We start from the raw sequence: 12,042 nt of genomic DNA, 5'->3' as shown, positions 1-12,042 counted from the left end.
CCGCCCCCCTCCCCGCGTCCGCCCCAGCAGCAGCCTCGCGCAACGCCGCTCCGACGGCCCCCTTGACGGCCGCCCGCACCGCCGCCTGCGCCTGGGGCGCGAGGCGTCGCTGGAGCGAGACGAGGTCCTTGGACTCGTCGAGCACGACCTCGCCGCCGCGGCGCTCCTCGATGACGCGGAAGGTCATGCGAAGGTGGCCGGGAAGGCGTTCGGTGCGGGCGTCGTCCCAGGCGTCGTCGGGGATGACGACGTCGCGCAGGGCGCGGACGGCGCGCGTGAACGCGACGTGGAAGGGCTCGGCCATGTCGCCCGCGCGGGTGATGTCCTCCCAGGCCGGGGTGTTCTCGCGGAGCCAGCCGACGACGTCGCGCGCGACGTCGGGGGCGGGGACGAGCTGGACGCGCACGGGCTTGGGCAGCGAGCGGATGGTCGCGGTCGCGAGCTCGTCGAGGAGGCCCGGGACCATCCAGTCGAAGCCGTCGGGGACGACGCGGTTCAGGACGCTGATGGGGATGTGCACGGTCACGCCGTCGGCGTCGGTCCCAGGCTGGAACTGGTAGGTCAGGGGGAGCGTGAGGTCGCCCTGGGCCCAGGTCTCGGGGAAGAGGGAGGTGTCGACGGACTCGGCGTCGGGCACGAGCTGTTCGAGCGTGAAGGTGAGCAGGTCGGGGTCGCGGCGCCTGGCGGACTTCCACCAGGTGTCGAAGTGGCGCGCGGAGACGACGTCCTCGGGGATGCGCTCGTCGTAGAACGCGAAGAGCACGTCGTCGTCGACCACGAGGCCGCGCTGGCGCGAGCGCGCCTCGAGCTCCTCGGCCTCCTCGAGCAGGCGGCGGTTCTCGTGGAAGAACTGGTGGTGGGTGGTCCACTCGCCCTGGACCAGGGCGTGGCGGATGAACATCTCGCGCGCGGCCTCGGGGTCGACCTTGCCGTAGAGGACGGTGCGGTCGGCGACGATGGGCACGCCGTAGAGCAGGACCTTCTCCTTGGCCTGCGCGGCGCCCTGCTTGGTGGACCAGTGCGGCTCGGAGTAGGTGCGCTTGACGAGGTGACCGGCGAGCTCCTCGGCCCACTCGGGCTGGATCTTGGCGACGTCGCGGCCCCACAGACGGCTGGTCTCGACGAGCTCGCCGGCCATGACCCACACGGGCGGCTTCTTGGACAGGGGCGAGCCGGGGAAGATCGCGAAGCGTGCGCCGCGCGCGCCGAGGTACTCGTTGCGGGCCTGCTTCTTGGCCCGCTTCATGGCGAGCTCCTTCTGCTGGCCGCGCAGGTGCGCGACGGACGAGGCCTTGACCTCGGTGGCCTCCTGCATGCCGATCTGGGAGAGGAGCCCGGCGAGCAGTGCCTGGTGGATGGTGTCGTCGTCCCAGGTCAGGCGGTGCTCGACGGGCTGGTCGGTCGCCTCGGCGACCGTGGTGCCCGACGACGTCGCTCCCCTCCCGGAGGTCGCGTCGCCCCGGGTGCGGGGTGTGTAGGACATGTCGATGCCGAGCGGCTTGCTCATCTCGCGCAGCTGCGCGACGACGTCCTGCCACTCGCGCACGCGCAGGAAGTTGATGTACTCGGCCTTGCACAGGCGCCGGAACGCCGACGACGAGAGCTCGCGCTGCTGCTCGCGCACGTACTCCCACAGGTTGAGGTAGGTGAGGAAGTCGGAGCGGGGGTCCGCGAAGCGGGCGTGGAGCTGGTCGGCCTGGGCGCGGAACTCGGCGGGTCGTTCGCGAGGGTCCTGGATGGACATCACGGCCGCGATGATCGCGACGTCGCGCGCCACGCCGCGGCGCGAGCCCTCCCAGATCATGCGGGCCAGGCGCGGGTCCATGGGGAGCTGGGCGAGGACGCGGCCGACCTCGGTGAGGCGCGTGACGGCGCGGCCGGGCTGTGCGTCCTTGTCGGCGCCGCTGCGACCGGCGGGCTCCGCCGCGGTCTCGAGGGCGCCGAGCTCGGTCAGGAGCTGCACGCCGTCGCGGATCGAGCGCGTGTCCGGGGGCTCGACGAACGGGAAGCGCGCGACGTCGTCGGGCGAGGAGACGACGCCCACCGAGATCATCTGCAGCAGGACCGACGCGAGCGAGGTGCGCAGGATCTCCGGCTCGGTGAACTCGGGGCGGGAGAGGAAGTCCTCCTCGGAGTACAGGCGGATCGCGATGCCGTCCGCGACACGGCCCGAGCGCCCCGAGCGCTGGTTGGCGCTGGCCTGCGCGATGGGCTCGATCGGCAGGCGCTGCACCTTGGTCGCCTTGGAGTAGCGCGAGATGCGGGCCGTGCCGGGGTCGACGACGTAGTGGATGCCGGGGACCGTCAGCGACGTCTCGGCGACGTTGGTCGCGAGCACGACGCGGCGCGAGGAGTGCGCCTGGAACACGCGGTGCTGCTCGGCCGAGGACAGGCGCGCGTAGAGCGGCAGGATCTCGACGAAGTCGGGGCGCTTGGCGTCCCGCGTGCGCTCGCCCAGGCGGGACTCGAGGGCGTCGGCCGTGTCGTGGATCTCGCGCTCGCCCGACAGGAAGACCAGGACGTCGCCTGGTCCCTCGGCCATGAGCTCCTCGACCGCGTCGACGATGCCCGTGACGAGGTCCTTCTCCTGGCCGGCGGCCCCCTTGGCGGTGCCCCGCTTGGTCTTGCCCGTCTCGGGGTCGACGTCGGGGCTCAGCGGCCGGTACCGGATCTCGACGGGGTAGGTACGACCCGTGACCTCGATGACGGGAGCCGTGGGGGGATGGTGAGCGGCGCCGTCGGGCCCGTCGACTGCCACGGACCCGTTGTCAGAGGTGCCCAGGTCCCCCGCCCGGTCTGCCTCTGACAGCTCGTCGGCCGTGAGCGGCGGGAGCGGGCCGCCCGGCGCGAAGTGCCGCGCGAACCGCTGCGAGTCGATCGTCGCCGACGTGATGATGACCTTGAGGTCGGGGCGCTGCGGCAGGAGCCGCGTGAGGTACCCGAGCAGGAAGTCGATGTTGAGCGAGCGCTCGTGCGCCTCGTCGATGATGAGCGTGTCGTACGCCAGGAGCTGCGGGTCGCGCTGGATCTGCGCGAGCAGGATCCCGTCGGTCATGACCTTGACGAGCGTCTGGTCGCTCGACTGGTCGGTGAACCGGACCTGGTAGCCGACGATCTCGCCGAGCGGCGTGCCGATCTCCTCGGCGATCCGCTCCGCGACCGTGCGCGCCGCGATCCGTCGGGGCTGCGTGTGCCCGATCTGGCCCTTCCGGCCTCGGCCGAGCTCGAGCGCGATCTTGGGGAGCTGCGTCGTCTTGCCCGAGCCCGTCTCGCCCGCGACGATCACGACCTGGTTCTCCGCGATGGCTTTCGCGATGTCCTCGCGCCGCGCGGAGACGGGCAGCTGCTCGGGATAGGTGATGGGCGGCACGACGACCTGCGCGCGCCGCTCGGCGGCCCGCGCGAGCTGGGCGCGGCTCACCTGCTGGCGGCGGGTGCCGCGCTGGTTGCCACGCGTCGAGGTGCCCGACGTCGGACGCTCGCCCCGGGCGTTCCTGTCGCCCTCGGGTGTCTTCTCGGCGCGGGCGCGGCCGGCGTCCCGGCGGGGGGCGGAGTCCGTGCGACCGGCGGCCTCGTCGGCCTTCTCGGCCTGCTCGGTGGCGGGGTTCTGCTCGCTGACCTGGGGCTTCGCCCGTCCGCGTCCTCCGCGTCGGCGGCGTGGGCTCCCGCCCGTGCGCGGCTCGCGACCCGCCTCGCCCGTGGGGGCGCTCGCAGGGCTGTCCACGGCGGGCCGTGCGGGGCCGTGCGGTTCGGTGCTCACGACCAACCATTCTCTCAAGCGGTCGCAACTTCAATTGCCCGGACGTCGTCCGGCACGTGCCGTGGCGAGGAGGATCGGCCCGGCGCGTCGGCTCGTGGGAAGGCGTGGCACTACGGTGACGACGTGAACTCCATGGCCGAGGTCGTCGGCGCCGCACTTCCCCTCGCAGTGGCCGTCGCGCTCAGCCCGCTGCCGATCATCGCCCTCGCGCTGCTCCTGACGTCGGACCGGGGACGCGCCTCGGGCGTGACCTTCGTCGTGGGCCGGCTGCTCACGCTCGCGGCCCTGCTCGGCGTGGTCGTCGCGGCGTCGGACGTCGTCGAGCACCTCCTGGGGTCGAGCGAGCTCCCGGCGTGGGTGCGGATCGTCCTGGGAGCCGCGCTCATGGTGCTCGGCCTCACGCAGTGGCGCCCCAAGCCCGAGGGCGAGGTGGCGAGCCTCCCCGGCTGGCTGGCCTCGATCGCGGACGCCACCCCCGCGCGTGGCCTCGGCGTCGGTGCGCTGGTCACGGTCGCCAACCCCAAGGAGCTCGCGTTCGTGCTCGCCGCGGGCGTCTCGGTGGGCGGAGCGGCGCTCGGGTTCGTGCAGGAGGTCGTGGTCGTGCTGGCGTTCGTCCTGGTGGGCGGGCTGTCGGTCGTGGTGCCGCTCGTCGCGACGCTCGTGGCCCCCGCCCGCGTCGTGCCGTGGCTCGACCGCCTGCGGGAGTGGCTGACCGCCAACACGTCGCTCGTCATGGGGGTGCTGCTGCTCGTGATCGGGGCGACGGTCCTGGGGAACGCGATCGGGGAGCTGTAGGGGCTCGGTCGGACGGCCCCGTCCCGGGGGCCATTGCAGCCGGCGGGCCCGGGAATGGCAGCCGCTCGGCCTCCCGGGGGATTGCAGCCGCTCGGCCCCCCGGGGGATTGCAGCCGCTCGGCCTCCCGGGGGATTGCAGCCGCTCGGCCCCGGGCGCACGCTGGGGGCATGGCCACGTCCTGGGTCGACAGGTGGCAGCTCGATCTCGATCGGCTGCGCTGGTACCCCGCGGCCCAGGAGATCCGCGCGGTGCGCCGGGAGGACCCGACCACGCTCGTGCTCCGCTCGACCACCGCGCGCCTGGTCTGGGAGCCGTGGCGCCTGCTCCCGGTCTACGCGGTCCCCGCGGCGGACGTGCGCGTGCCCCTCGTCGAGGGCGAGCACCAGGAGGGGCAGGTGCGGCACGGGCTGATCCCGCACCCGCTGCACTTCGAACGGCACACGTGCGGGGGGACCGAGCTGTGGCCCGGGGGCCCGGACGGCGTCCCCGAGCCCGGCACGTCGGCGACGTTCTTCCGTCCCGACGACGGGGACCTCGCGGGCCACGTCCTGGTCGACTTCCAGGCGTACGACTGGTTCGCCGAGGACCAGCCCCTCGCGGCCCACCCGCGTGACCCGTTCAAGCGGGTCGACGTCGTGCCCAGCTCGCGCCACGTCGTCGTGTCCCTCGGCGACGTGCTGCTCGCGGACAGTTCGCGGGCCATGGCGCTCACCGAGACCTACCTGCCCCTGCGGTGGTACGTCCCGCGCGAGGACGTGCAGTGGGACGCGCTGACGCCGAGCACGACGACGAGCGACTGCGCCTACAAGGGGCACGCCCGCTACTGGTCGCTCGCGTCGGGCGACCCCGCCGGCGCGGACATCGGCTGGAGCTACGAGGACCCGTTGTCCGACGGCGAGAGGGTGCGCGGGTACGTCGCCTTCTGGTGCGAGCGCACCGACCTCGTGCTCGACGGCGTCGAGATGCCGCGCCCCGAGAGCCTGTTCTTCCCCCGCGGGAGACGCTGAGCGCAGTGCGACGCGCGTCGACCGGGACGCTCAGCCGACCCGGACGCTCAGGACGAGCTGCTCGCCGACGTCGAGCCGCACGTCCGAGAGCGTGACGCCCGGCGGCAGCGAGGACGCGAGGTCGATGCGCTTGCCGTCGACCTGCTCGAGCTTCCCGCGGACGGCCAGCAGGAGCGCCGCGACGACCGGGTTGCGGCTCGTCGCCCCGATGTTGCTCAGCGTGAGGACCATGGCCTGGTCGATCTCGGCGGTCGCGGTGATCTGGGCGCTCGCGGACAGGAAGCCCTTGCGGATCTTCGCGGACGCCACGATCGACGCCGCGCGCGGCCCACGGGACGCGAGGTCCACGTCGAGGGCGGTGAGCGTGAAGCCCTGGTCCGCGAGGGCCTTGGTCGCGAGCTCGCGGACCGTGGTGACGAGCGCGTCGCGGCTCGCTGCGGCACGCAGGTGACCGCTCACGGGGTGCTCGGTGTTCTGGCCGGACTCCTCGATCGAGAGCGAGCCGTCGGCACCCTCGACCCAGGAGAAGCGCAGGTCGCGGATCTCGGCGTCGAGGTCGACCGCGACGCCGGCGACCGTGACGGGATGCCCCTGGGCGCGGATCGTCCGCGCGACGGCCTTCTCGCGCCCGACGACGTGCTCGACGTTCTCGGCCGGGTCAGGGGCGTCGGCGGCACCCATCGCGCGGACGACGAGGCCCGTCACGTCGACGTCGAGGCTCTGGACGTCCGGGCTGCCGGGGACGGTCGCGGCGTCGATGCGGACGCGGTCCAGGCCGGAGGCGTGGGGCCCGAGGTTCCTGGTCATGACCTCGCGCAGGCGCTCGGCGAGCGCGGGGCCCGTGTCCGGGCGCGGGGCGCGGCCGAAGGGGAGGACGTCGTGGGCGGGGCTCAGGTCGTCGGACATGCGCCGAGCCTACGACGAGGCAGGCGCCCTGGACCGCCGAGGGTGACCGACTGGCGTGCTGAGGGTGGCCGTGCGGTCACCGTCGGCAGTCCACACGGTCACCTTCGGCGGGCAGTGACCTCCGCGAACGCCCGCACCGGGAACGTCCCGAATCCCTCGACCTTGGGCGGCGCGGCGGTGAACCGCGCACCGCGCGGCGGCACGGCACCCAGGTTCGTCAGGTGCTCGACGACGTGGATCCCCGCCGCGAGGAGCAGCGAGTGGGCGGGGCGCGCCCCGCCGGAACTCACGGGGTCCGTGTCGTCGATGTTCAACGAGTCGATACCGACGAGCGCGACCCCCGCGTCGACGAGGTGCTGTGCGCCGGCCTCGGTGAGGAAGGGCGCGGGCTCCCCGTAGGCCGGGGTGCCGAAGTGTCGGTCCCAGCCGGTCTGGAGCAGCACCGCGGTCCCGGCCAGGTCGCGGTCGAAGAAGACCTCGGCGCCGATCCCGCGACGACCACCCCGCGCGGGGTCGACGACCTCGCTCAGCCGAAAGACCTCGGCAGGCAGCCCGACGAGCGACTCCAGCTCGAGCCCGGAGAGGTCGGTCCCGCCCTCGTACCGGTGGAAGGGGCTGTCGAGGTAGGTGCCCGTGTTGCCGATCATGGTCAGGACGTCCATCGCGAACTGGGTCCCGGGCGCGTACTTCGCGACCGAGTCCGCCCGGGTCAGGAACGGCGTGATCGTCGGGGCGGGCAGGCCCGGGTAGGTCACGAGGCCCTCGCGCACGGTGTGGCTCAGGTCGACGAGCCGCGTCGCGCGGCCCGCTCCTTCGCGGGGTCCGGCCCCTTCGCCGACCCCAGCGTCACCGACGGCGCGACCGACCCCACGGCTCCCCACGTGCGGTTCCTCGACGAACGTCAGCCCCGTGATCTCGACCGACCCGACCAGTGCGAGGCCCAGGTGGCGGACCAGGAGGCGAGCGACGTCGTCGGGCAGGAGGTCGCCCGACGGGACGTCGAGGCGGAAGCCCTCCGTGCGGAGGCTGCCGCCGTTGGCGAAGGTCACGTGGGCGTCGAAGTGCGCGCGCTGCTCGGTCATCACCGGAGTCTCGCACCGCGGGCGGCCCACGGGAAGACGCAGCGAGGCCGCCGCCCCCGGAAGGGGACGACGGCCTCGTGGGCGACCGGGAAGGTCAGTACGTGCTGAGCTCGCCCGACGCGGCCAGCGCGGCGAAGGCGATGATGTAGACGACCCAGCCGATGGCTCCGAGCACCGTGAAGATGATGCTGAGGATGAGGCCCCACTTGGCGAGCTGGTTGTCGAAGCCGGCCTCGCGGGACTTCTTCTTGGCGATCGCGCTGACGACGATGCCCGCGATCGCGAAGACGAACGCCAGGACGAAGCCGACGATGCCGAGCGTCTTGCCCGGGTCCTCGACGGGGGCGCCGTAGTACTGCGGGGCCTGGTCGGACTGCGGGGCCTGCGGGGCGCCGTAGGGAGTGGTCACGGGGGTTTCTCGTTTCTCTCGCGCGCCCGAGCCTTGCCGGGAGCGTGGGGATCGTGGCAAGGAGTGCCACGGGAGTGCGGTGCTCATTGTGGAGGAAAACGGCGCGCCTGCACAGGGGTAATTCTCCCCATGGGGGTGAAAAACGACTCGCGGCTCTGCTCTCGGCAGAGCCGAGGCGGGCTCAGCGCTCGAGGTGGCCGCCGCGTCAGGCCGCGGCGCGGCTCGTCTCGCCCCGGAGGTGGTCGATCGTGTTCTGCACGTCGCGCAGCGTCGAACCGACGTCGGCGCCCTGTGCCACGGTCTTGTCGGCGACGTATCGGACCTGGGCCGAGGCGGCGTCGAGCGCGACCTGGGCGTCGGTGAGGGCGAGGACCGCGCGGCCGTCGCCGAACTCGTCGGTCGCGGCCTGCGCGAGCGCGGCGTTGGCCTCGTCCGTGGCGGCCTGGGCGTTCGCGACGGCGTCCTCCACCTCGAGGCGCAGGCCGGAGGGGAGCGTGGAGAGCTGGGTGCTGGCCTTCTCGAGGTCCTCGCCGATCGAGTCGACCTGACACTGCGTGTCCTCGATGAGCCGGGATACCTCGGCGGCCGATGCGGTCGCGCTCAGCGGCAGCATCATCGCGAGTGCGAGGAAGCTGGCGGCGGCGAGCCGGGCGGCAGGTCCTGATGTCTTCGGCGACGTCATGCCGAGAAGTCTGCCCGGTGAACCTGGGAAAAGACAGGGAGGACATGGAGGGCTCGTGGAGATTTCGCCCACGGCACACGCAGGGGCCGCCCTTCCGGCGCCGGCGGGGTCCGCGCGCCCGGGTAGCGTTGCTGCCGTGTCCCACCCCGTAGCCCTCGAGGCAGCCCGATGATCCGCCGCGCCCTGGCGCGCGCCTACTGGGCGGCGAGTCGGTGGACCCTGCGCACCGAGCAGCCCCCGACCGACCGCCCCGGCATCCTCATCGGCGCCCCGCACACCTCGAACTGGGACTTCGTGCTCATGCTCGCGATCTCGGCGAGCGTCGGCGTCAAGGTCCGCTGGCTCGGCAAGCACACGCTGTTCAAGGGCGTCGTGGGACCGTTCGCGCGGGCCCTCGGCGGGATCCCCGTGGACCGGACGGACCCGAGCCGTGTGGTCGACGACATCGTCTCGCGGGTCCGCACGGGCGAGGTCTTCTCGCTCGTCATCACGCCCGAGGGCACACGCAGCAAGGGCGAGTACTGGAAGTCGGGCTTCTACCGGATCGCGCGCGAGACGGGCATGCCCGTGACCCTGGGCTACGTCGACCGCACGACCATGACCGCGGGCCTGGGCCCCACGCTCGACCTCACGGGTGACGTCCGTGCCGACATGGACCTGGTCCGCGCGTTCTACGCAGACAAGGCCGGGTTCGACCCGTCGCGCCGCACCGAGCCGCGCCTGCGCGAGGAGGACCGGCCCGCCCGCGGGGCGAGTGCCGCAGAGGGCGACCCGAGCGTCTGACGGGCGCGGCGCCGTCGGGCCATCGTGGCCCCTCGGACCACGCGGCCCGACGGCGGTGCTTCCGTCACGGGGCTGCGGCGGCTCGCGTCGTCCTCGTCCAGGAGACGGGCCGTCCCCGGACCCGCTCGGCCTCAGCCCGCAGCCGGGTCTGTCGGTGCGTAGACCCGGAGCCCGCCGCGCACCATGGTGAGCGTCGCGTCGACGACGCGGTCGCCGTCGATCTCGAGCGTCTCGCCGTCGTGCGCGAGGATCACCGGGTCGTGCGGCTCGCCGTCCCCGAAGCGCAGCGCGAGGTCGGGCGTCGTCCACGAGTCGACCGCGAGGTGGCGTTCGAGGGGCTGGACGCGCTGCGCGAGCGAGGACGCGCCACCGCCCGCGACGGTCTCGAGGAACAGCCGGGCCCGGCTGTAACGCTTCTCGGCGCGTCCCGTACGGACGTCGAGCACGCCGTCGTCGAGCCGGACGCGCTCGACGGGCGCGAGGTTCTGCGGGACGTACTTGTTGACGCCCGCGAAGAACGACCAGTAGGAGCCGACCACGCCGTCCACGGACAGCCGCAGCGGGGCGGCCGAGCGCAGGACGCGCGAGGTGGCCCACACGGTCGCGGGCCACTTGCCCAGGCGCTTCTCGGCGCGCTCGCGCTGCGAGACGAGCTCGGGGTAGATGCCGAGCGAGAACGTGTTGAGCACCGTGAGCGGGTCCTCGCCGTCGACGCGCAGCTCGGCGACGTCGACGCTCACGCCCGAACCGGTCCGGACCGCGTCGACCGTCGCGGACATCGACGTGAGGTCGGCCGCCTTGGCGAAGTGGTTGAGCGTCCCGCCGGGCAGGACCACGAGCGGGAGCCCGTGCTCCCGGGCGGCCGCAGCCGCTGTCGAGACGGTCCCGTCGCCCCCGCTGATCCCGAGCGCGACGGCGGGGCGGACGTCGTCGGACTCCGTGCCGGGGCCCGCAGCCCCACCAGACCCGACGGCCCCGCCGTGGGCCGCCCGGTCGTACAGCTCGCGCAGGTCGTCGCCCTCGGCGAGGACGTGCACCCGGGCCCTGGGGAGGTCACGGCGGAGGACCTCGAGCGGGTCCTCCTTGAGGAGGCGCCCGGACCCGGCAGACGTGTTGACGACGACGAACAGGCCCTCGCCGTCGGCCAGCGCGGGCACGTCGGTGGGCGGCCCGGCGGGCACGTCGGGTGCGGGGCCCGGGGGAGAGGGCACGAGCCACCTGCCGAGCACGGCGAGACCGACCCCGAGCGCTGCACCCCCGACGACGTCCGAGAACCAGTGCGCCCCCACGTGCAGCCGCGAGTACATGACCGCGCCGGCGACGGGCGCGACGACCAGCCCGGCGGCGGGCCACTCGAGGGCCACGCCCGTCGCGAACGCGGCAGCCGACGCCGAGTGACCGGACGGGAACGAGGGGGTGGTCGGGTAGCGGCGCAGCCGTCGCACGAGCGGCAGCACGTCCGCGGCGGGACGATCGCCACCGAACAGGCCCTTGCCGAGCAGGTTGGCGGCCGCGCTCGCGACGGCGAGCGTCCCCAGGCCCCGTACCGCCGCCCGGCGCCCTCGGGCACCCGTCGCGGCCAGCCCGGCGCCGAGCCCCATCCACAGGACGCTGTGGTTCGCCGCCGTCGAGAGCCGCACGAGCGCGGCATCGGCCTGCGGGCCGAGCCGTCGCCCGTAGGTCCGTTCGTTCATGCGGCGGTCGAGCCGGGCGATCGCGGGGAAGGCCTCGTGGGGCTTGATGAGGCCCGTGAAGCGGGGCTTCCGCCGACGGTTCCGGACGGGGACGGAGGAGGACGACGGCATCCTTCCACCGTAGGGCCGCCCCGCCGGCCCTGCCCGCCCGCGCGCTGTGACGTCGAGCCCGCGCTCCTGCGGGAGCGGCGCCGTCGGGCCTCCTGCTCGTCCGGCACCCTCGTTCTGACACAACTCCGATAAGTTCTCCCTATGGGCACCACCCCCGACCCCATCCGGGTCTTCCTCCTCGACGACCACGAGGTCGTCCGCCGTGGCGTCGCCGCCCTCCTCGAGGCCGAGGACGACATCCAGGTCGTCGGCGAGGCCGGCACGGCCGCGTCGGCGCTGCCGCGCATCCGTGCGGTGCGACCGGACGTCGCCGTGCTCGACGTGCGCCTGCCCGACGGCTCGGGCGTCGAGGTCTGCCGCGACGTGCGCTCCGAGATGCCGGAGATCGGCTGCCTCATGCTCACGTCCTTCGCGGACGACGAGGCGCTGTTCCAGGCCGTCCTCGCGGGGGCCTCGGGCTACGTCCTCAAGCAGATCCACGGCTCCGACCTCGTGGGTGCGGTGCGGACCATCGCGGGCGGAGGCTCGCTGCTCGACCCGGTGAGCACCGCGCGCATCCTCGACCGGCTGCGCACGCCGCAGGCCCAGGAGGTCGACCGCCTCGAGGGGCTCTCGCCCCAGGAGCGGCAGATCGTCGACCTGATCGGCGAGGGCATGACGAACCGCCAGATCGGTGAGCGCCTGTTCCTCGCGGAGAAGACGGTCAAGAACTACGTGTCGCACATCCTGTCGACGCTCGGGCTGCAGCGCCGTACGCAGGTCGCGGTCCTCGCGACCGAGATGCGCACCGAGGACCGCCCGCGCGGCTGAGC

Annotated in this window: 10 protein-coding genes; 4 read left to right on the top strand and 6 right to left on the bottom strand. The window is 73.5% G+C overall.

All coding sequences use genetic code 11. The features are described 5' to 3' along the window. Positions 1 to 3,760: DUF3418 domain-containing protein (locus OERS_RS14215; RefSeq protein WP_068626405.1), on the bottom strand; the 3,760-nt coding region annotated here is incomplete at its 3' end. Positions 3,761 to 3,892: 132 nt separating this feature from the next. Here OERS_RS14215 and OERS_RS14210 point away from each other — a divergent pair. Further along, complete coding sequence (locus tag OERS_RS14210) at positions 3,893 to 4,555, top strand: GAP family protein (protein ID WP_068626402.1); 663 nt, start codon at positions 3,893 to 3,895, stop codon at positions 4,553 to 4,555. A 168-nt stretch (positions 4,556 to 4,723) separates the two neighbouring features. Further along, complete coding sequence (locus tag OERS_RS14205; protein ID WP_068626400.1) at positions 4,724 to 5,563, top strand: DUF427 domain-containing protein; 840 nt, start codon at positions 4,724 to 4,726, stop codon at positions 5,561 to 5,563. A gap of 30 nt (positions 5,564 to 5,593) precedes the next feature. On the opposite strand, the gene OERS_RS14200 is transcribed toward OERS_RS14205, so the two are convergent. From OERS_RS14200 to OERS_RS14185, 4 genes are all read right to left on the bottom strand, one after another. Continuing rightward, complete coding sequence (locus OERS_RS14200) at positions 5,594 to 6,469, bottom strand: hypothetical protein (RefSeq protein WP_068626395.1); 876 nt, start codon at positions 6,467 to 6,469, stop codon at positions 5,594 to 5,596. 98 nt (positions 6,470 to 6,567) lie between these two features. After that, positions 6,568 to 7,551: a cyclase family protein gene (locus tag OERS_RS14195; RefSeq protein WP_068626393.1), complete on the bottom strand. Its 984-nt coding sequence runs from the start codon at positions 7,549 to 7,551 to the stop codon at positions 6,568 to 6,570. A 94-nt stretch (positions 7,552 to 7,645) separates the two neighbouring features. After that, positions 7,646 to 7,960, bottom strand: coding sequence for a DUF4190 domain-containing protein (locus OERS_RS14190; RefSeq protein ID WP_197487085.1), 315 nt, complete (start codon positions 7,958 to 7,960; stop codon positions 7,646 to 7,648). 205 nt (positions 7,961 to 8,165) lie between these two features. After that, positions 8,166 to 8,642: a hypothetical protein gene (locus OERS_RS14185; RefSeq protein WP_056653341.1), complete on the bottom strand. Its 477-nt coding sequence runs from the start codon at positions 8,640 to 8,642 to the stop codon at positions 8,166 to 8,168. 168 nt (positions 8,643 to 8,810) lie between these two features. Between OERS_RS14185 and OERS_RS14180 the strand changes: the two genes are divergently transcribed. Continuing rightward, a complete protein-coding gene (locus OERS_RS14180; protein WP_068626391.1) occupies positions 8,811 to 9,425 on the top strand; it encodes a 1-acyl-sn-glycerol-3-phosphate acyltransferase in 615 nt (204 codons plus the stop codon). Positions 9,426 to 9,556: 131 nt separating this feature from the next. Here OERS_RS14180 and OERS_RS14175 read toward each other — a convergent pair whose 3' ends face one another. Next, on the bottom strand, positions 9,557 to 11,230 hold the full coding sequence (locus OERS_RS14175; protein ID WP_083201477.1) for a bifunctional phosphatase PAP2/diacylglycerol kinase family protein: 1,674 nt from the start codon (positions 11,228 to 11,230) through the stop codon (positions 9,557 to 9,559). A gap of 141 nt (positions 11,231 to 11,371) precedes the next feature. Between OERS_RS14175 and OERS_RS14170 the strand changes: the two genes are divergently transcribed. Further along, positions 11,372 to 12,040 (top strand): response regulator, encoded by a 669-nt coding sequence (locus OERS_RS14170; protein ID WP_056653332.1) that lies wholly within the window; start codon positions 11,372 to 11,374, stop codon positions 12,038 to 12,040. Positions 12,041 to 12,042: the final 2 nt, after the last annotated feature.

This window comes from Oerskovia enterophila (assembly GCF_001692445.1).
In the GTDB taxonomy this organism is placed as follows: domain Bacteria; phylum Actinomycetota; class Actinomycetes; order Actinomycetales; family Cellulomonadaceae; genus Oerskovia; species Oerskovia enterophila.
The sequence above is the reverse complement of the archived record's forward strand: the minus strand, read 5'-3'. Positions and strand labels throughout refer to the sequence as shown.

What these genes read in the sequence shown, in the direction of transcription:
- OERS_RS14205 (WP_068626400.1), top strand. Translation starts at nt 4,724, where the DNA reads ATGGCCACGTCCTGGGTCGACAGGTGGCAGCTCGATCTCGATCGGCTG.
- OERS_RS14200 (WP_068626395.1), bottom strand. Translation starts at nt 6,469, where the DNA reads ATGTCCGACGACCTGAGCCCCGCCCACGACGTCCTCCCCTTCGGCCGC.
- OERS_RS14210 (WP_068626402.1), top strand. Translation starts at nt 3,893, where the DNA reads ATGGCCGAGGTCGTCGGCGCCGCACTTCCCCTCGCAGTGGCCGTCGCG.
- OERS_RS14170 (WP_056653332.1), top strand. Translation starts at nt 11,372, where the DNA reads ATGGGCACCACCCCCGACCCCATCCGGGTCTTCCTCCTCGACGACCAC.
- OERS_RS14180 (WP_068626391.1), top strand. Translation starts at nt 8,811, where the DNA reads ATGATCCGCCGCGCCCTGGCGCGCGCCTACTGGGCGGCGAGTCGGTGG.
- OERS_RS14185 (WP_056653341.1), bottom strand. Translation starts at nt 8,642, where the DNA reads ATGACGTCGCCGAAGACATCAGGACCTGCCGCCCGGCTCGCCGCCGCC.
- OERS_RS14175 (WP_083201477.1), bottom strand. Translation starts at nt 11,230, where the DNA reads ATGCCGTCGTCCTCCTCCGTCCCCGTCCGGAACCGTCGGCGGAAGCCC.
- OERS_RS14195 (WP_068626393.1), bottom strand. Translation starts at nt 7,551, where the DNA reads ATGACCGAGCAGCGCGCGCACTTCGACGCCCACGTGACCTTCGCCAAC.